Below are 20,820 nucleotides of genomic sequence, written 5' to 3'. Positions count from 1 at the left end.
GATTTTATGAACTAATAACAAAGCCCGGTGTTTCCGGGCTTTTTCTTTTAGGAAATACGCTGATCGCTATTCACATATTCAGAAGGTGTCATTTGAAACTGTTTCTGAAAGTTGCGACCAAAACTCGTAGCCGAATTGTAACCTACAATTTCTGCCACCTCATAAATTTTATAATTCTCCGTTTTTAGCAATTCAGCAGCCTTTTTAAGTCGGGAAATATTGATGAGTTCGTTTGGACTCAAATTAGTGATTTCGGCGATTTTTCGGTATAAAGTAGACCTGCTCATATGCATAATTTCGGCGAGGGTTTCTACATTGAGATTAGAATCTGCCATATTATTGGCGATGGTATCGTCTAGTTTTTTAATGAATGCGTCGTCCGTTTTCGTGTTGGCCATACTACGCATATGGGCAAGCGGGGAAGTGGCGTAATGCTCCATAATATGCTTGCGGTTCTCGATTAGATTAGCCACTTGCTTTTTTAAGAAATCTACTGAAAATGGCTTTGCAACGTACGCGTCAGCACCAGATTCAAGGCCTTCAATTTTAGCCGAAAGTGCATTTTTTGAAGTCAGTAGAATTACCGGTACGTGACTGGTCTCAATATTGGTCTTGATTTCTCTACAGAGCGTGAAGCCATCTTTGACCGGCATCGCAATATCACTGATAACCAAATGCGCACTGTGTTCTTTGAGCATTTGAAGGGCGATTTCTCCGTTAGGAGCGGCATAGATTTTATAAGCTTCCTGTAATTCTTTAGTGACAAATTCACGTAAATCCTGATTGTCTTCAGCAACGACAATAACAGGTTTTGTAGCAGCGGAAGCCTGTGCAGGTTTTTGAGGAATTAAGGGAGTTTCTTCGGTGATAGCAGGATGGTCGTAAAGTTCAAAATGCTTTTTCTGGTGTAGCGGAAGCTCAACCACAAAAGTGTTCAAACCATTGTCTAACGTTTGAAGTTTTAGGCTTCCATCGTGCATTTCACTCAGCGAGTGCGCTAAGGATAACCCTATTCCGGTGCCGGCTTGCGTAGCTCCTTCCGAAAGACGGTAAAAAGGTTCAAAGATCTTATTCTTCATCGATTCAGGGATCAGGTAACCGTCGTTTTTTACAGCGATCTTAAAGTGCTGCCCGGCCTTTTCCAAGCTTAGATAAATATGCTTTTCACCATATTTGATCGCATTGCTTAAGAGATTACTCAATATCTTTTTGAGGGCTTCGGGATCCACGAAGGCAATAACCTCTTCTTCCAGATCCAGATGAAGTTCCATTTCTTTATCGTTGATCGCTTCGGTAAATCTGCTTTGTGTTTTTCGTACCAGTTGGCTCACATCGGTCTCCACAAAACTGAGACTCATTTTTTCAATTTCGGTCTTCCTGAAATCTAAAAGTTGGTTGACCAGATTAAGAATACGATTGGTATTCTTGTTCATTATTTTAAGGTTGTCAGCAATCTCAGGATAAATGTCTTTGTACTTGAGGATTTTTTCTAACGGGCTCTTGATCAGTGTGAGTGGCGTGCGTATCTCGTGCGAAATATTAGTGAAAAATTCAATTTTAGCCTGATACACTTCCTTCTCCTTTTTATCATTGGCCTGCTTAATTCTTCGGTTGTTTTTACGTGCTAGGTAAAAATGATACACCCTGAACGCCGCAGCAATACAGAGCACAGCAAACAAAATATAAAGGGCAAAAGCAAGTTTGGTTAAATAAAAAGGCGGCAAAATCTCGATGTTCAGGGGTTGGCTTTCTTGGCTCCAAACGCCATTGCTGTTTTGAGATTTGATGTGTAAGGTATATTCACCGGGATTCAGTTTTGTGAAATGCACGGTGTTGTTAGTTCCCAGCGAAATCCATTCTGTATTTAATCCTTCAAGTTTGTACCAGTATTTCGTAACCTCGGGAGCGGTATATTCCAGAGCAGCAAAGTCAATACTGAACGAAGAATCTTCCGGCTCAAGAACCAACGTGTTCAGGGTTGCAATGGATTCCGGAAGTATGTCATCTTCAGGATTTACAGCAACCTCTTGGTTATTGATGTGTAAGCCGGTTAAATAAAGGGGAGCGTGGTTGTTATCTTTTATAAGGCTTGAAGGATCAAAGCTAACCATCCCGTTGACGCTACCGGTATAAATACGACCGGATGGATCTTTATAAATGCTGTTGTAATTAAACTGATTACCCAGCAATCCTTGCGCTTTGGTAAAGGTCTGAATATTCTTAAAATCACTGTCAAATGCTGTGAGACCATTTGCAGTAGTCGCCCAGAGTTTCCCTGAATTATCTTCTACCACCGCATAAAATACGTTGCTGGGGAAACCTTGCGCGGTAGTAAACACTTTGAAGGTTTTAGTGCTTGGGTTGAACAGGTTGAGGCCGTTTTCGGTAGTGACCCATAAACGTTGGGAATCATCTTCAAAAATACCGTTGATGTGGTTGTGACTTAGCGTGTTGCCCTGTGCGTTTTCTTCTTGAAAATATCCTTTCTCTTCGGTTTTTGGATTGAAAAAATAGAGTCCGTCCCAATACGTGCCCGCCCAAAGGACTCCTTTAGAATCTTGAATAAAAGAGGTGTAATGATAATTTTCGGGGAAAGCGTCACACAACACAAATCGGTCTTGATCAGGATCGTAATACTTCACGCCGCGTACCGTAGCTGCATAAATTTTTCCGGAAGTCGTTTTAACCAGTGAGAAAACAAAATTGTTACGCGCCTTGCCTAAAGTCCCCACTTGATAATGCTTAAGCACCTTATGGGTACTAATATCAATGACGTCAATCCCGTTGTCAAAGTAGCTCACCCATATTTGATCGCCATCCGGCATTAACGCGTGAATGTTGTGATGCGTAAGAATTCCGCCGGACTCTTTAGATTTAAAATTGATAAACGTATCAGTTTTGGGATTGTATTTGCTGAGACCATTATCTTCGGTACCAATCCAAAGCATACCGTTTTGATCTGCTTTAATTTCGCGCACCGCGTTTCCAACTATAGAATTCTGTGCAGGTTTAGGGAAATATTTGGTAAAAAAGCGCGAGGCAGGTGCATAATAGTTGATTCCGCCAAAATACGTCCCTGCCCAAACGCCGCCACTGCTGTCAACCGTCAACGTATAAACCGCATTGTCTGAAAGCGCGTAGCGATCGCTAATATTCTTTTTAAGGTTAGTATACGCCTTCGTTTTTAGGTTGAAGATGTGCACTCCAGATTCTGAAGCTACCCAGAGTTCGTCTTCATTTTTAAGCGTAAGATCGTGTATGTAAAACGGATTAGCTACCGGAAGCAGGCTTGTTGTTTTTTTGGTTTTGAGGTCAAAAGCGAGTACCCCATAATTGTGCGAACCAATCACTATCGTATTGTTGTCTAACATCAACAAAATATTGATGTTGAAGGCCGAAAGCTCAACGTCTGGCATATAAAAGCCTAAAGATTTAAAGGATTTCTCCTCTGGGTTGAAGCGATACAATTGATCTAAACCGGCAGCAACAATACCTCCTTCGGGCGTTTCTAGAAGTTCAGAAGCTATAAAATAATTACTGGGCGGAAAGTCTTCGGTTTGCTTTGTGGCAATGTTATATTTATAAATAGTACCGTTACCGATGTACCAAATGTTTCCTTCGGCGTCGTGCTCCAGATCTTGAATGATGATATCTTCGGTTCCCTCAAGTAGCGTGAAATTCTCGAGCTTATAATCGTATCTGAAAAGGCCATTATCGGTACCGGCATAAATATGCCCATCATACTCTAAAAGCGATTCTACGTAATTGCCTAATAAGTGTTTTTGATCATTGGGTTTATTCTGAAAACGTTTGAAAGCATAGCCATCAAAACGATTGAGACCATCTTTAGTGCCAAACCATAAAAAGCCCTTTGAATCCTGAAGCGAGGATAAGACCGTATTATGAGAAAGACCATTTTCTACCGTGTAATGCTCAAAATAATAGTCCTGACCCAACACGACCTGGACGAATACTAAGAGAAAAAGAGTGGTGTGTTTTAAGTATTTCAAAACCTTGAGATTTATGGGTTAAAAGATACAGCTATCCCTACAATAATACAGTTCAGCATCTCGACATATCGTCTCACTATCCCGGTATTTTTTAGAATAACGCCGAAATTGAATGGATTTAATAGCAAATTGATACGAAATCTTGACAAAATTAGGAGATTCTATAACGTACTTTGAATTGCAAATTTTTGGAATCTTTTAGAATTACAACGTTGTAAATTTTAGAGATCCAAGTTTAAATCTATTATTTGAAATGAAAAAAATTAGAGTTTTAGCCATTTTGGCTTTTGTTACGACCACACTCACGGCGCAGTGGAAGCCCGCCGGAGACAAGATCAAAACCAAATGGGCATCGCAAATTGATGTGAATAATGTGCTACCAGAATATCCACGCCCAATTATGGAGCGCGATGCTTGGCAAAACTTAAACGGGCTTTGGGAATACAGCATTGAGAAAAAGGGAGCGGCTGCTCCAAAAAGTTTTGACGGAAAAATATTAGTGCCTTTTCCTGTAGAGTCGAGCCTTTCTGGAGTGATGAAAGAAGTGGGTGCAGATCAAGAAGTTTGGTACAAACGCAGCTTCAGCGTTCCTTCAGATTGGAATAATAAAGCCGTGTTGTTGCATTTTGGTGCGGTTGATTGGGAAACCGAAGTTTGGTTAAACGGAGTGAAAATCGGTTCGCACACCGGCGGGTTTACGCCTTTTTCATTCGATATCAGTCCGTTTTTAAAGAGCGGAAAACAAGAGCTCACGGTTAAAGTTTGGGACCCTACAAGTGATGGTCCTCAGCCTAGAGGAAAGCAAGTGAAAAATCCTGACGGAATCTGGTATACCCCGGTAACGGGAATCTGGCAAACAGTTTGGCTAGAGCCCGTGAGTCAAAAGCATATAGAAGATGTACGCACGACTCCAGATATTGATCAAGGTACGATCTCTTTTGAAGTTGCTGCTGCCGGAACCACGTATGGAGATGTAGTAGAGATCACAATTCTTGATGGTTCTAAAACAGTATCTACTACAAAAGCTGCGGTGGGCGAACCAATTATTATTGCTGTTCCTGATGCGAAGTTGTGGTCGCCAGAATCTCCTTTTTTATACGATACTAAAATCGCACTTCTTGATAACGGTAAAGCTCAAGATGAAGTCCAAGGCTATTTCGCAATGCGCAAGATTTCTAAGAAAAGAGACGATAAAGGCATTATGCGTATGCAGCTGAATAATAAAGATTACTTTCAGTTTGGTCCGCTTGATCAAGGTTGGTGGCCTGATGGTTTATACACCGCACCAACTGACGAAGCGCTTAAATACGATATCGTGAAAACCAAAGAATATGGGTACAATATGATACGTAAGCACGTGAAGGTAGAGCCTGCACGTTGGTATACCCATTGTGATCGTTTAGGAATTCTAGTTTGGCAAGATATGCCTAACGGTGATAACTCGCACGACTGGCAAAATCGCGATTACCATAAAGGAAACGAATTTGAGCGTAGCGCTAAATCTGAAGCGATCTACCGCAAAGAGTGGAAAGAAATAATGGATTATTTGTATTCGTATCCAAGTATTGTGATTTGGGTGCCCTTTAATGAATCTTGGGGACAATTCAAGACTGTTGAGATTACAGATTGGACCAATGAATACGATCCTTCACGCTTGGTAAATTCCGCTAGTGGAGGTAATTTCTTCCAGACCGGCGATATTCTAGATTTACACCATTATCCTGCGCCTAATATGTATTTGTACGACGCCAATCGTGTGAATGTAATAGGAGAGTATGGAGGAATCGGACTTCCTTTGGAAGGACACCTTTGGAAAACCGGAAACAATTGGGGGTATGTGAAATTCAATAACTCAAAAGAGGTTACCGATGAATATGTAGACTATGCTGAAAAGTTGAAAGATCTTGTAAGCGCCGGATTCTCCGGAGCGATCTACACACAAACTACTGATGTAGAAGGTGAAATCAATGGCCTAATGACCTATGATCGCGAGGTTGATAAATTAGATATCAAGCGAACAAATCAAATCAATACTGAAGTGATTAATGCTCTTAACGAATAAGCACATGTTCACCAAGTAAAGCTCAAAATCAGGATTTTCTAAAATGAGAATCCTGATTTTTTCATTTGAAAAGAATACATTTACAACAAAAGTAAAACGTTTTAGTTTTGAATTATGTTACATAAATTAAATCCTTTCCGTAAAAAAATCAGCCTAATTGCGGGTTGTTCCTTACTTTTTATTAATTGCAAAAACAACAACACCTCTGATAAAGCTTCAGTTTCAGAGACACCCGAAAAACCGAATATCGTTGTGATTATGGCAGACGATCTTGGTTTTTCAGATCTGGGCTGTTATGGTGGTGAAGTAGATACGCCGGTTTTAAACGGTCTTGCAGAAAATGGCTTACGCTTCAACGCGTTTTATAATACATCAAGATGTTGTCCTTCTCGCGCAGCATTACTTACCGGACAATATCCGCATCAAGCGGGAATTGGTCAGATGACGATGGATCGTAACCTTCCGGGATATCGCGGTCGTCTTGATGAACAAACCGTGACCTTGGCCGAAGTTTTAAAAACTGCCGGTTATCAAACCGGAATGGTGGGGAAATGGCACGTTTCACCTACTGAAGATTTGGGCGGGAATGAGCAATTGGAATGGTTAAACCATCAGACAGAAAAAGAGACTTTTTCAGATATAGATACTTATCCTACTGCGCGTGGTTTTGATAAATACTACGGAAACATTTGGGGAGTAGTAGATTATTTTGATCCGTTTGCGTTGGTTAATGGTACAGAGCCCGTAAAAGAGGTTCCAGAAGATTTCTACTACACTGATGCCATTGGCGATTCGGCAGTAGCTTATGTAGATCATTTTGTAAAAGAAGAAAAGCCTTTCTTCCTTTATGTGGCTCATTGTGCACCACATTGGCCATTAATGGCACCTGAGGAAGAAATCAAGAAATACGAGCATGTGTATGACGAAGGCTGGCAAAAAATCAGAGAGGAGCGCTATAAAAAACTCATTGAGAAAGGGATTTTCAAAGGAGACACGACCAAACTTTCTGAGTTTATGTTTCCTGACTTAAAGTGGGCAGAAAATGAAAACTGGGATTCTCGAGCGATGGCGGTTCACGCAGCAATGATTGATCGTATGGATCAAAACATCGGGAAACTCATTGACAAGTTGGAAGCAACCGGCCAACTTGATAATACCGTGATTATGTTTATGTCAGACAACGGGGCAAGTTCTGAGCGTCCTTCACAATACGGAATTGGTTTTGACCGCCCTTCAGAAACACGTGATGGTCGCGAAATTCATTATCCTGTAAAGAAAAGTGAAGAACATCTTCCGGGACCAGAAACAGTGATGTCTGGTATTGGTCCGGTTTGGGCAAATGTGGCCAACACACCGTTTAGATATTGGAAGGCCCGGGTTTACGAAGGAGGAATCACTTCGCCCTTCATTGTACACTGGCCGGCAGGAATTAAAGAAAGTGGTGCTGTAAAATCGCAAGCAGCACATATCATAGACATTATGCCTACCTTACTGGAGCTTTCAGGAGCTACGTATCCTGAGGAATTCAATGGAAATACCATCGACCCATATATGGGAGAAAGTATGGTTTCGGCTTTTACAAATACAGAAGAAGCACCGATTAATGAAACGTTATTTTGGGAGCATTTTGGTGCAGCAGCTCTACGTCAAGGCGATTGGAAACTGGTTAAGCTTGACGGTAATGCAGATTGGGAACTGTATAATCTGAAAGACGATCGTACCGAAATGAATAATCTGGCAGCAAAATATCCCGATCGTTTAAAAGCGATGCAAGAAGAATGGAATACTATGGCCAAGGCAACAGATGTATTCCCTAACTAATTTGAAAATCTAAGAACCATGAAAAGTATACATCAACTCATTCTAGCTTTGTTTTTGCTAACCGGTACCCTTTTGTATGCCGGCAAAGTAGAAACCGTTATCACACATAGCGATGCGATGGATAAAGATATTCAAGCGATGGTAGTTACTCCTGAGGACTACGATGCTTCAAAAAAATATCCTGTGGTTTATTTGCTTCATGGTCATTCCGGTAATTATACTGAATGGCCCAAAAGAGCTCCTAAATTAGAATCGTATGCAGATCAATATCAAATGATTTTTGTTTGTCCTGACGGAAATTATAACAGTTGGTATTTTGACAGCGAGGTAAAACTAGAGAGCCAGTATGAAACCTACGTAGCAGAAGAATTAGTGGCGTTCACAGATAACACCTACAGCACCATAAAAGACCGAAGCGGGAGAGCGATCACCGGTTTGAGTATGGGCGGTCACGGTGCGCTTTATCTTGCTTTTAAACATCAAGATGTTTTTGGCGCTGCGGGTAGTATGAGTGGTGGCGTAGACATCACACCATTTCCTAACAACTGGGAGCTTTCAGAATATTTGGGTACGTATGCTGAGAATACAGAACGCTGGGAAGCTAATAGCGTGATCAATATGACACCTTTATTGACGCCAAATTCCTTACAACTAATGATCAGTTGTGGGACTTCAGATTTCTTTTATGATGCCAATGTAAAACTCCATGATAAACTGGAATATATGAATATTCCGCACCGATTTTTAACCACACCTGGCGGTCATACGTGGGATGTTTGGCGAGATGCGATCAAGTATCATCTGGTCATTTTTGATTCATTTTTTAATCCTGTAGAATAATTTCCTGTGAATTATATTCCTTTCTCAAACCGATTTTTCAATCAGCGCATTTACTATTTCCTGTCATTTTTAGTGCTAGGAACTACAATGTTTGTATCATGTAAAACCGAAGCGGACTTTAAACCTTATGATCTTAAGACCGAATACCTGAAAGATCCTATCGGCTTAGATGAGGCTGCACCAAGATTTACGTGGAAGATTGACGCCGATAGCGAATACCGACAAAAAGAATTTAAAATTTTAGTGGGACAAGATTCTGCTGAGGTGGCTCAGGGAACCGGAGCTGTTTGGGAACACGCTTCCGCAGAAGCTATTAATCTGGTTGAATTTAAAGGAAAGGAGCTAACACCGTTTACAGCGTATTTTTGGAAGATTATTACCAAGGATAGTTCTGGAGTTTCAAGCAGTTCTGAAATTGCCCGGTTTGAAACTGGAATGATGCAAACCGAAAATTGGCAAGGCCATTGGATCACAGACACCAACAGTATTGAAGTTAAACAGGCGCCTTATTTTAGAAGAGCGATCACGCTAGAAAAAGAGGTTAGCAAAGCGACAGTATACATTACCGCAGCAGGATTATTTGAGTTTTACATCAACGGCAACAAAATAGGAAACCATTTTATGGACCCGGTGTATACGCGTTTTGATAAACGCAACGCGTATGTCACTTTTGACGTTTCTGATGCGGTTAAAGGATCTGGTGAATTGGCGTTGGGCGTACTTTTAGGTAACGGTTGGTACAATCACCAGTCAACTGCAGTATGGAATTTTGACAAGGCCGGTTGGCGCAATAGGCCGCGATTTTTACTCAATTTGAAAGTTACCTATACCGATGATACATCAGAGGTAATCGCTACAGATGCCGATTGGAAAACAAGTTTAGGACAAGAGGTTTTTAATAGTATCTACACGGCAGAGCATATAGATGCGCGTTTAAACCAGTCAGGATGGAATACCACCGATTTTGATGATAGCGCCTGGACGCCCGCTCAGGTTGTAGAAGCACCGTCAAAACATATTGTCGCCCAGGCCATTCAGCCCATACGTTTGGTAGATACTATAACTCCGGTTAGTATTACGAAGTTGGCAGATACCAGTTATGTGTTTGACCTTGGTCGTAATATTTCGGGGATTACGCAGTTAAAAGTACAGGGTGATGCAGGTACGGTTTTTCGAGTGACTCACGCTGAACAGTTAGACAGTTTAGGCGATGTAGACCTTTCAAACATTAACGTACACTACAGGCCACACGATGATTCTGATCCTTTTCAAACCGATATTTATACGCTGGCAGGAACCGGAGAAGAGGTGTTTCAGCCTAAATTCAACTATAAAGGCTTTCAATATGTGCGTGTTATGAGTAGTACGCCGGTTAATCTTTCTAAAGACAATCTAACGGGATATTTTGCACATAGTGATGTGGAGCAGGTAGGCGAAATAAAGAGTTCAAACGAGGTGCTTAATAAAATCTGGGAAGCCACAAATGCAGCTTATTTGTCTAATCTTTTTGGATATCCAACTGACTGTCCGCAGCGGGAGAAAAACGGCTGGACGGGAGATGCGCACATCAATACAGAAACCGGACTATACAATTTTGATGGAATAACGATTTATGAGAAATGGCTGGCAGACCATCGCGATGAGCAGCAACCTAACGGTGTTTTGCCCTCTATTATTCCTACTTGGGGCTGGGGCTATGATTGGGGTAATGGCCCAGACTGGACGAGCACGATCGCAATTATTCCTTGGGAATTGTACCAGTTTTATGGAGATGATCGCGCGCTTCGGTTAAATTATGAGGCGATAAAAAAATATGTAGATCATATTACCGAAACTGAAAATGAGGATGGTTTGACCACTTGGGGATTGGGTGATTGGGTTCCGGTAAAATCGGTAACGCCTAAAGAATTCACTTCTTCCGTCTATTACTTTGTTGATGCGAGCATTTTAGCAAAGACCGCAAAACTTTTAGGAAATGAGGCAGACGCCAAAATCTATGCAGATTTGGCAACAAAAGTACGGTCTGCGATCAATAAGAAGTATTTGAATACCGATACTGGAATTTATGGGAGCGGTTTACAAACCGAACTAAGCAGCGCCTTATATTTTGATGTGGTACCGAAGCATTTGAGAAGCAAAGTGGCTGAAAATTTAGCAAAGCGGGTGCGAGCAGACGACAAGCATATTGATGTAGGCCTATTAGGAACCAAGACTATTTTAGGAGCATTGAGTGAAAACGGATACGCAGACCTTGCTTACGAGATGGCTTCGCAAGAAACCTATCCGTCTTGGGGCTGGTGGATCAAAAACGGAGCAACTACTTTGTATGAAAATTGGGATATTGATGCTGCGTCAGACATTTCTAGAAATCACATTATGTTTGGTGCCATTGGTGCGTGGATGTATAAAGGTCTATGCGGAATTCTACCAGATGAACAAGCTCCCGGATTCAAGAATATTATTCTAAAACCCAATTTTGTGAAAGGGCTTGACCAATTCAAAGCATCGCATAAAAGTCCGTATGGGAATATTGTTTCTTCCTGGAAGCGAGATGGAAATCTTGTGAGTTATACCGTTGAAATTCCAACGAATAGTACAGCTTCATTTAATCTGAAACATTTTAAAGAAGTAATGCAAGAAGGGAAAGTATTGAAGCCGGAGTTATTAACATTAAGCTCCGGAACCCATCATTTTCAAATCAAGCTCTAAAATTTAATTTTTGATTTAAAAGAAAACATTTAGATTTACAAAAGTAAAACGTTTTAGTGAAATCGATATCGAGATCGTTTTCGCTGAAAGCTCAACAAAAACTTCGAGTATAAAATTTTTCAGAATTAGTTTACTACAACGATTGTGTAGTGCTAGATTTTAGAAAGGTCTGATTTAAATAGTTTAAGAATGAATAAAACACAAGCAGCTCCGGTTGTACCTAAAAAATTAATACTTCCTTTTATTTTAGTTACCTCTTTATTTGCCCTCTGGGGATTTGCTAACGCCGTCACAGATCCCATGGTACAGGCCTTTAAAAAAGTATTAGAGTTGTCCAACTCGCAAGCCGCCTGGGTACAGATGGCTTTTTACGGAGGATATTTTTGCATGGCGCTTCCGGCCGCTTTATTTGTACGTAAGTTTTCGTATAAATCTGGAGTTCTGGTTGGTCTCACGCTCTACGCCGGCGGCGCCTTATTGTTTTATCCTGCTGCAACAACCGGGCTTTTCTGGTTTTTTTGCTTGGGCTTATACATCCTGACTTTTGGTCTGGCATTTCTAGAGACCACGGCGAACCCATACATTATGGCGATGGGAGATCAGAAATCGGCAACGCAGCGTTTAAATTTAGCGCAAGCCTTCAACCCTGTCGGGCTCATCGTAGGTTTGCTGGTTGCGAAGTTTTTTGTCTTGGATCTCTTACAATCTGATGATGTAGAGAATTTTTCGGCATTGCCCGAAGCGCAAAAGCTACTTATAAAATCTGCTGATCTTATGGTGATCCGCAATCCTTATGTGATCTTGGGGCTTGTGGTTCTGGCTATTCTAGTGCTTATCGCCGTAAATAAAATGCCGCAGGCAAAAGGAGACGGCAGCATCCCAAGTATAAAAGATACCTTCAGCGAACTTTTTCAGAATAAAAAATATGCTCTAGGTGTATTTTCCTTGGTGCTCTATATGGGTGCGCAAATAGGCTGCTGGACGTATATTTATCAATATGCTGAGGCCAAAGGGATATCCAGTTCTACCGCGGCAAATTATCAGTTGGTAGCCTTTATTTTATTTACTGTAGGTCGTGCGATAGGTACGTATATGCTAAAGTTTATGAGCTCAGGTAAATTGTTGTTTTGCTTTTCGGGGCTAGGAGGTTTATTCGCCTTAGGCGCGGTGATTCTTGAAGGCCACGCCGGCTTGTATAGCTTGGTTTTAGTATCGCTTTTCCTTTCGGTAATGTTCCCTACGATTTACGGGATTGCTTTAGAAGGCTTAAAAGAGGATCAAGCTAAAATAGGCGCAGCCGGACTCGTGATGGCTATTGTAGGTGGTGCTTTATTACCAAAACTTCAAGGAATGATCATAGACTTTGGGGGCGTAGGAGTAAACGATATTACCGTTCTAGGGCTTTCTGAAATGAATCTTTCGTTCCTGCTTCCTGTTTCGTGTTTTACGATTATCGCGATCTACGGAATATGGATTCATAGAAAACATAACATTGTCGAAACGCTTTAATACCTCTAAAACTTAACTTTAAGATCTATTACTGAAGCTTTTTTTGATGAAAAAATATATTCCGCTATTTCTTACGTTATTGTTGGCTTTTACAAGTGCTGCGCAACAACAATTAACAGATTATGTCAATGTGTTTTTAGGTACGAGCGGCGATCACGGACAGATGTCTCCATCGGCGACCACCCCGTTCAATATGATGAATTTAGGCCCGCAAACCAATCCGCATCAGCATACGGGCTATGAATATTACGCAAAGCAGTTTGACGGTTTTACCCATACCCGAATGGAAGGAGTGGGCTGCACGGGAAGCGGAGGAAATCTGCTTATTAAACCTATTCTAAATGCTGAAGTAGAGACCCAACTCATAAAAAAAACGCAGGATGCAGTTCCTGGTTTTTACCATGTGAATTTTGAAAATGGAATCGACGCCAAACTCACCGTAGCGCAAAATTTAGGAATGCACCAGTACACATTTCCGAATGCGAATAGCGGTTTGTACATAGACCTTTCTTTTGCACTGAGTAATCGTTTTGTTGCTGAAACACACGAGATACGCCGAAACTTGATTTCGGGATATATTGATACTAAAACTACCTGCCACGCCGGAACCTACCGCATTTATTATGCGATTAAATTACCGGAAGAAGCTCAAATTCAGAACGTAGGGGAGCACCAATTGATGGTAAAAGGCTTGGAGAATACCGCTGAAGTTCAGGTCGGTTTTTCTTCAGTAAATGAGGGATATGCCAAAAAACGCATTACTTCAGTTGATTTTGAGACTTTAAAAGAAAAGGCTTCCGCAAGTTGGAACGCCTATTTGAAAACTATTGAAATTACTGGTGAAAAGGATCGCATGGAATTATTCTATTCCTTAATTTATAGAACTGCGCAGTCTCCGTTTTTAGTTTCCGAAGAAGATGGGACGTTCAGAGCCACAGATGGTTCTGTGCAAAATGAGGAGTATAAAGTCTATAACGGTTGGGCGATTTGGGATAATTACCGCGAGCAGTTGCCGCTTTTATCTTTAATTAAGCCTAAAACCTATCAAAATATCACAACGAGTATTGCCAATTTATACCGCTTTGGTAAAAAGAATTGGGCGACAGAACACGAGACTTCACCTACAGTACGTACAGAACATGCGATGGTTGTGCTACTGGATGCATATAAAAAAGGTTACGAGGTCGATTTTGAAGCTATAAAAGATTCCTTGCTTTATGAAGCAGATCATTTAGATTTTGGTGCTCCGGACAAAGCTTTAGAGTCGTCTTACGATCTCTGGGCGATAAGTGAAATTCTCAAAGCGACAGGAGATTCCAGAGCGGGTAAAACGTATCTAGATAAAGCTTTAGATTATAAAGCCTATTGGGATAAAGATTTTAAAGATCTGTCAAAAAATGATGTAGATCGAATGCAAGCACGCGGTTTGTATCAAGGGACCATTTGGCAATACCGCTGGTTTGTGCCTTGGGATGTGAACGGATTGCAAGATTTAACAGGTGGTGCAGAGGCCTTTGAAGGTCAACTGGATCAGTTTTTTGAAGAGTTTAATTACAATCACGCCAATCAGCCTGATTTGCAAGTTCCGGGATTGTACAATGCCACAAGTCAACCTTGGAAATCACAAAAACTCTTTAGAGAAATTCTTTTAGACACCGTGGTGCAAACCTATTTTAACGACAACAGCAAAGGGATAGACCCTTATGTGGGCCGCATTTATCAGAACAAACCCAAAGCTTATTTGCGAACGATGGATGATGATGCCGGTACGATGTCATCGTGGTTTGTGCTGCACAGTATGGGACTATCGGTAGCTAATGTAGGTAGTCCGGTTTACTATTTAACGGCGCCAATTTTTAAAGAAGTGAATCTTAATCTTGCTACAGGGAAGACCTTTAAAATTTCAGTCAGGAATTATAACAAGGAGCATTTTTACGTGAAATCGGTAACCTTTAATGGAAAACCTTTAAATCGAAACTGGCTCACGCACGAAGAACTGACTTCCGGTGGAAACTTGATCATTGAAATAGCAGATACGCCCAATAAAGATTGGGGAACCAAAGATACTTTTATTACAAAAGTTGAATTAAACTAGTGTGTATGTATAGCGAGGCTTTTTATTGAAGTCTCGCTATTTTTTTGATGGTTTGCTATAACGATTGCGTATATTTAAGCGTATTATGAACATTTAATCGATAAATAGTATTTATGAATAAACATCTCTACAAAGGCGCAGCATTGTTTGTGCTTGCAAGCTTACTGATCACGGGCTGTAAAAAAGAATCAGATCAAGAACCTTGGCAAGACCTGTTTGATGGTTCTTCGCTTAATGGTTGGGAACAACTTAACGGCAAAGCAGCGTATCGTATAGAAGGTGACGAAATCGTGGGAACCACCGTAGCCAATACACCGAATTCGTTTTTAACGACTACCGAAGATTATGGCGATTTCATTTTAGAGTTTGATTATAAGGTAGATCCTTCGATGAATTCAGGTGTGCAAATACGCAGCCTAAGCTATCCTGATTATAAAAAGGGAAGAGTTCACGGATATCAAGTAGAGATAGATCCTTCTGACCGGGCTTGGAGCGCCGGTATTTATGATGAGGCGCGCAAAGGCTGGTTGTATTCTTTAGAAAATAACCCTAAAGCGCAGCAGGCTTTTAAACAAAATGAATGGAATCATTACCGTGTGGAAGCATTGGGTGATACGCTCAAAACCTGGATCAATGGAGTTGAAGCGGCGCATCTTGTAGATGATCAGACCGCTTCAGGGTTCATTGCATTACAAGTACACGCGATAGGCGCTGAAGAGGAACCGGGGAAAGAAATACGATGGAAAAATCTAAAGATCATTTCAGAGAATCCGCGAGAATACAGTAAGCAGATGCGCTTGCCTGCTTTTAATACTAAAAATAATCTTACACAAGCAGAAGCAGCATCTGGTTGGCAACTGCTATGGGACGGAAAAACCACATCGGGTTGGAAAGGAGCAAAACTTGAGACTTTTCCTGAGCAAGGGTGGCAGATCGAAGAAGGCATGCTCACGGTCATGGAAAGTGGAGGCGGAGAGTCTGAAGCGGGTGGAGATATTGTCACCACGCAGAAGTACAAAGATTTTGAACTGAAAGTGGATTTTAAAATTACCGAAGGTGCTAACAGCGGAATCAAATATTATGTAGATACAGACCTGAATAAAGGTGAAGGTTCTTCGATAGGTTTAGAGTATCAGATTCTGGATGATGCACGGCATCCTGATGCCAAATTAGGCAATCACGAAGGTAGTCGCACTTTAGCTTCGTTGTATGATTTGATTCAGGCTGACCCTAACAAACCGGTAAACTCTATTGGCTCTTGGAATACTGCACGCATTGTGAGTAAAGATGGTAAAGTTTCGCACTGGCTTAATGATGAAAAAGTGTTGGAGTACGATCGCAGTACAGATGCTTTTCTTCAATTAGTTCAAGAAAGTAAATACAAAGACTGGCCGGGATTTGGGACCTTAGAGCGCGGCAATATTTTACTACAGGACCACGGAAATCACGTTTCCTTCAAGAATATCAAAATCAAAGAACTTTAATATGACCACACGTAGATCGTTTATCAATAAATCAATTTTAGGCGGAACCGCGCTGGCGCTTAGCAATACCACAATGGGAATGGCTGCCAGTAGTTATCGCAATATCATAGGAGCTAATGATCGGCTAAATGTTGCGGTCGCGGGATTAGGCAGACGTTTGGGAGCCTATTATGCACCCATCGCCCGCAAAGAATCTAACGTACGCCTACTGTATCTCTGCGATGTGATGGAAAAAAGCCGACTGAATGCGCTTAAGAATTTTAAAGAACATATTGATTACACACCAGAACTGGAGAATGATATTCGTAAAGTTATTGAAGATAAGGATGTAGATATTCTTATAAATGCAACTCCAGATCACTGGCATACTCCGGGATCTATTATGGCATTAAAAGCGGGCAAACACGTGTATGTTGAAAAACCATGTAGCCACAATATGAATGAAAACGAACTCCTGGTTGCGGCGGCAAAAAAGTTTGATAAACGCGTGCAAATGGGTAATCAACAGCGCTCGTCGTTGCACACTATAGAGATCATAGATCAGATTCACAAAGGGGTGATTGGCGATGTTTATAAAGCTGTAGCTTTTTATTCCAATCCGCGTGGAGAAACACCGGTGCAGCAGCAGGCGGCTGTACCCACCGGATTAGATTGGGAGCTTTGGCAAGGGCCGGCTCCACGTAGAGCGTACACGAGCGAAACCTGGGATTACAACTGGCACTGGTATGGCTGGAATTACGGTACCGCAGAAACAGGAAACAATGCGACGCACGAACTAGATATTGCCCGATGGGCATTAGGCGTTGAATTTCCTAACTATGCTGAAGTGCAAGCCGAAAAACGGCATTTTAAAAATGACGGTTGGGAAATGTATGATACGATGTATGCGACGTTCAAATTTGATGATGATAAAGTAATCAATTGGGACGGAAAAAGCCGCAACGGTTACAATACTTATGGCCGCGGTCGTGGTACGCTTATTTTTGGTACCGAAGGTTCGGTTTTGGTAGATCGTTCTAATTATGTGCTTATGGATCGCAGCGGAAAAGTCATCAAACAAAGTGAAGAAACTGCAGAAAGCGGACTCGCACTTGGCGGTGGCGGCGACTCTTCCACAGCGCATATGGTAAACTTTTTTGAAGCGATTCGCGGTAAAGAAACTTTAAAAGCGCCTATTGAAGATGCTTCGGTAAGTATGGCGATGGTGCATTATGCAAATATGGCGTATCGTGTAGGGCACGGTTTTGATATCGATGCTAAATCAGGTCGCATTTATGATCGGGAAGCGATGCAACTTTGGGGACGCGAGTATGCACCTAATTGGGAACCAAAAATTTAAGAGACTATGAAACGTAGAGATTTTGTGATCAAAAGCAGTCTGGCAGCAGCGGCGGTATCTTCTGCTAGTCCGGGGTTTGCTTATATCAATAAATATGTGGGTTCAAGTGCGCCAATACGTATTGGTGTGATAGGAACCGGCGATCGCGGAGGCGGTTTAATTTCGGTGATGAAAAATATTGAAGGGATTGAAGTAGCTGCCTGTTGTGATATTATTCCATTTCGATTGGCTAACGGAATGAAACGCGCGGGAGATTCAGCAAAAGCCTATACTGATTATCGAAAATTGCTAGAAGATAAAAGTATTGATGCGGTTTTGGTAGCGACTCCGTTCAGCACGCATGCGCAGATAGAACTTGATGCGCTTGCCGCCGGAAAGCACGTGTATGGTGAAAAAACAATGGCAAAAGGCTATGATGCCGTGTTGGATGTTGTTGATGCTGCACAAGGGAATTTAGTCTTTCAAACCGGCCATCAGTACCACAGTTCGCGCTTGTATACGCACGTGGTTGATTTGATTAAAGATGGAAAAATAGGCGAGATCACTGCTTTTGAATGCCAATGGAACCGAAGCGGAAACTGGCGAAGACCCGTCCCCGAGCCAGAACTGGAGCGTATGATCAATTGGCGCATGTACCGCGAATATTCTGGCGGATTGACCGCAGAATTATGTTCGCATCAGATCGACTTTACCAATTGGGTTTTAGGAGAAACACCCTCGCAGGTTTTTGGTACCGGCGGTATTGATTACTGGAAGGACGGCAGAGAAACCTTTGATAATGTACATCATTTATTTTCGTATCCCAGTGGCGTAGAGGCGACCTTTACTTGTTTAACGACCAATGCTAAAGACGATTATCAAATTAAAGTGATGGGCGATAAGGGAACCATCATTTTAGATTATGTCAATGGCTGGTTTTATCCTGAAGGAAATTATACTAAAAAGCGCGCTGAGGTTGATGGTGTTGCAGGTGCCACAATACCTTGGGAAGCCGGAAAAGGAATTCCGTTTGAGTTTACCCACGCAGATCCCAGCAAGCAGGCTTTAATGGATTTTAGAGATGCGATCAAGAATAACAGCAAACCGATTTCTGACTTAAAAACCGGAGCCAATACCGCAATTTGTGTGCAAATGGCTATTGACTCGATGCTGAAAAATGAAGTCGTTAAATGGAACCCAAAGCATTCGATTTAAACTTTATAATTTAATGGAGGTGCGCATTATAGGGGCACGGCGTAGTCGTGTTTTATAACACCCATTACAAAGGTACTATGTGCACTCCCAATATTTTTTATAGAACCTAGGTCATTCAGTACAAAATCCTGATAGTGTTTCATATCCCGCACCATGACTTTCAATCTGAAGTCGTAATTCCCTGAAATATTATAACACTCACAAACGTACTTAGACGCCATGATATCTTGCACAAATTGATGGCCAATTTCTTTAGTATGTTCTTTGATCGTGATGTCACAAAAAACGATCAGTCCTTTACCTACTTTTTCGGCTTCTACAAGCGCGACGTATTTCTTGATAATTCCTTCCCGTTCTAAACGTCTTATACGTTCGTAAACAGGAGTGGGAGATAAGTTTACATGTTGTGCAATTTCCTTAGTGGTTAATTTTCCGCTTTGCTGAAGCAATTCTAATAGCTTCAAATCGATCTGGTCTAATTCTGACATAGATAAATTTTCTATTTGTGTGTCCATTTTACGCCGCTAAAAGACGATTTGTCTTTTATAGAGGTTTGTGTAGTTATTGTATCTAAATATCGAATCAAAATTAATTAATTAATCTTTTATTTTGAGATTTGTAAGAGATAAAAACTGCAAAATGAGCCTCAGGTAGTTTTTAGATATATAATTAAAGAATATATCCAGGGGCTTGCCTCAAAGTAGTTTTAATACTAAAACAACAAATCAAAAAAAGCCATGACTAACACTCAGGATACCATTAAAGACGATTTTGAATTTACAGTAAAGCGTATTTATTTCGACGAAGACTATGTGCCCTCTAGCAGTACACGTACTACAACTAATTTTGCAAATTTGGCAAGAGGAGCGAGGCGTCAGGAAAATCTGCGAAACACCCTTACAATGATCAACAATCGTTTTAATTCGTTGGCAAACTGGGACAATCCTGATCAAGACCGTTATCAGGTTGAGTTGGAAATTGTTTCTGTTGATCTTGATATGCACGATAACAGAGCAACATTTCCTGCGATCGAAGTTTTAAAAACGCACATACTGGATCATAAAACAGGTAAGCGCATCGAAGGGATTGTGGGCAATAACTTTTCTTCCTACGTACGGGATTATGATTTTAGTGTTTTGCTTTTAGAACACAATAAAGGGAAAACTGATTTTAGTATTCCTGATGATTTTGGAAGCTTGCACGGCACGATCTTTAAGCGTTTTGTTTCCTCAGAAACGTATAAGAAGCATTTTGCTAAACCACCAGTGATTTGTTTGAGTGTTTCGCACAATAAAACCTACCAGCGTACAGGCAATCACCATCCTATTCTTGGGTATGAATATCAAGTGAATGAAGCTTCTTTAACCGAATCCTATTTCAAAAAAATGGGCTTGCAAGTACGGTATTTTATGCCGCGACACAGCGTAGCGCCGCTCACCTTTTACTTTTTTGGGGACCTACTTACAGAGTATACCAATCTTGAATTAATAAGTACCATCAGTACGATGGAAACCTTTCAAAAAATTTATAGACCTGAAATTTACAATGCCAATTCGGTGGCGGGATCCTGCTTTAAACCCAGTTTAAAAAACCCAGATCATTCGCTCACCAAGATTGAATATGACCGGGAAGAACGCAGTCAGCTGGCCATTGAACAAGGAAAATTTACCGAAGAACATTTTATAAAACCGTATAAGAATGTGCTGGAGCAGTGGTCTGCAAATTACGCACACTAATCAATTCAACTAACTACTTCA

Annotated in this window: 12 protein-coding genes; 10 read left to right on the top strand and 2 right to left on the bottom strand. The window is 41.2% G+C overall.

Translation table 11 applies throughout. The features are described from left to right. Positions 1-47 precede the first annotated feature (47 nt). Complete coding sequence (locus LDL79_RS02520) at positions 48-4,010, bottom strand: hybrid sensor histidine kinase/response regulator transcription factor (protein WP_225599049.1); 3,963 nt, start codon at positions 4,008-4,010, stop codon at positions 48-50. Between the two features lie 253 nt (positions 4,011-4,263). Here LDL79_RS02520 and LDL79_RS02515 point away from each other — a divergent pair, with 253 nt between their 5' ends. The 9 genes from LDL79_RS02515 to LDL79_RS02475 all read left to right on the top strand — a co-directional run bounded on the left by LDL79_RS02515 (position 4,264) and on the right by LDL79_RS02475 (position 19,063). Then, a complete protein-coding gene (locus LDL79_RS02515) occupies positions 4,264-6,072 on the top strand; it encodes a glycoside hydrolase family 2 protein (protein WP_225599048.1) in 1,809 nt (602 codons plus the stop codon). 114 nt (positions 6,073-6,186) lie between these two features. After that, positions 6,187-7,893 (top strand): arylsulfatase, encoded by a 1,707-nt coding sequence (locus tag LDL79_RS02510; RefSeq protein WP_225599047.1) that lies wholly within the window; start codon positions 6,187-6,189, stop codon positions 7,891-7,893. An 18-nt stretch (positions 7,894-7,911) separates the two neighbouring features. Next, entirely contained in the window at positions 7,912-8,733 is an 822-nt protein-coding gene (locus LDL79_RS02505; RefSeq protein WP_225599046.1) for an alpha/beta hydrolase, read from the top strand. Positions 8,734-8,739: 6 nt separating this feature from the next. Next, a complete protein-coding gene (locus LDL79_RS02500; protein WP_225599045.1) occupies positions 8,740-11,442 on the top strand; it encodes an alpha-L-rhamnosidase in 2,703 nt (900 codons plus the stop codon). Positions 11,443-11,631: 189 nt separating this feature from the next. Further along, a complete protein-coding gene (fucP, locus tag LDL79_RS02495) occupies positions 11,632-12,951 on the top strand; it encodes an L-fucose:H+ symporter permease (protein WP_225599044.1) in 1,320 nt (439 codons plus the stop codon). 46 nt (positions 12,952-12,997) lie between these two features. Continuing rightward, positions 12,998-15,046 carry a glycoside hydrolase domain-containing protein gene (locus tag LDL79_RS02490; protein ID WP_225599043.1) on the top strand — a complete coding sequence of 683 codons (2,049 nt, stop codon included), beginning with the start codon at positions 12,998-13,000 and terminating at the stop codon, positions 15,044-15,046. Positions 15,047-15,159: 113 nt separating this feature from the next. After that, entirely contained in the window at positions 15,160-16,530 is a 1,371-nt protein-coding gene (locus LDL79_RS02485; protein ID WP_225599042.1) for a 3-keto-disaccharide hydrolase, read from the top strand. 1 nt (position 16,531) lies between these two features. Further along, the gene (locus LDL79_RS02480; protein WP_225599041.1) at positions 16,532-17,869 is read left to right on the top strand and encodes a Gfo/Idh/MocA family protein; all 1,338 of its coding nucleotides are present in this window, start codon (positions 16,532-16,534) and stop codon (positions 17,867-17,869) included. 6 nt (positions 17,870-17,875) lie between these two features. Beyond that, the gene (locus LDL79_RS02475) at positions 17,876-19,063 is read left to right on the top strand and encodes a Gfo/Idh/MocA family protein (RefSeq protein ID WP_225599040.1); all 1,188 of its coding nucleotides are present in this window, start codon (positions 17,876-17,878) and stop codon (positions 19,061-19,063) included. Positions 19,064-19,089: 26 nt separating this feature from the next. Here LDL79_RS02475 and LDL79_RS02470 read toward each other — a convergent pair whose 3' ends face one another. Then, a complete protein-coding gene (locus LDL79_RS02470; protein WP_225599039.1) occupies positions 19,090-19,551 on the bottom strand; it encodes an Lrp/AsnC family transcriptional regulator in 462 nt (153 codons plus the stop codon). A gap of 249 nt (positions 19,552-19,800) precedes the next feature. Here LDL79_RS02470 and LDL79_RS02465 point away from each other — a divergent pair, with 249 nt between their 5' ends. After that, on the top strand, positions 19,801-20,799 hold the full coding sequence (locus LDL79_RS02465; RefSeq protein ID WP_225599038.1) for a DUF1852 domain-containing protein: 999 nt from the start codon (positions 19,801-19,803) through the stop codon (positions 20,797-20,799). The last annotated feature ends 21 nt before the right edge of the window (positions 20,800-20,820 follow it).

Origin of the sequence: Leeuwenhoekiella palythoae (assembly GCF_020310025.1) — a bacterium.
In the GTDB taxonomy this organism is placed as follows: domain Bacteria; phylum Bacteroidota; class Bacteroidia; order Flavobacteriales; family Flavobacteriaceae; genus Leeuwenhoekiella; species Leeuwenhoekiella palythoae.
The sequence above is the reverse complement of the archived record's forward strand: the minus strand, read 5'-3'. Positions and strand labels throughout refer to the sequence as shown.

Bases quoted from the DNA above. Each gene is read 5' to 3' on its own strand.
- LDL79_RS02515 (WP_225599048.1), top strand. From the start codon at position 4,264: ATGAAAAAAATTAGAGTTTTAGCCATTTTGGCTTTTGTTACGACCACA.
- LDL79_RS02510 (WP_225599047.1), top strand. From the start codon at position 6,187: ATGTTACATAAATTAAATCCTTTCCGTAAAAAAATCAGCCTAATTGCG.
- LDL79_RS02505 (WP_225599046.1), top strand. From the start codon at position 7,912: ATGAAAAGTATACATCAACTCATTCTAGCTTTGTTTTTGCTAACCGGT.
- fucP (WP_225599044.1), top strand. From the start codon at position 11,632: ATGAATAAAACACAAGCAGCTCCGGTTGTACCTAAAAAATTAATACTT.
- LDL79_RS02490 (WP_225599043.1), top strand. From the start codon at position 12,998: ATGAAAAAATATATTCCGCTATTTCTTACGTTATTGTTGGCTTTTACA.
- LDL79_RS02485 (WP_225599042.1), top strand. From the start codon at position 15,160: ATGAATAAACATCTCTACAAAGGCGCAGCATTGTTTGTGCTTGCAAGC.
- LDL79_RS02480 (WP_225599041.1), top strand. From the start codon at position 16,532: ATGACCACACGTAGATCGTTTATCAATAAATCAATTTTAGGCGGAACC.
- LDL79_RS02475 (WP_225599040.1), top strand. From the start codon at position 17,876: ATGAAACGTAGAGATTTTGTGATCAAAAGCAGTCTGGCAGCAGCGGCG.
- LDL79_RS02470 (WP_225599039.1), bottom strand. From the start codon at position 19,551: ATGTCAGAATTAGACCAGATCGATTTGAAGCTATTAGAATTGCTTCAG.
- LDL79_RS02465 (WP_225599038.1), top strand. From the start codon at position 19,801: ATGACTAACACTCAGGATACCATTAAAGACGATTTTGAATTTACAGTA.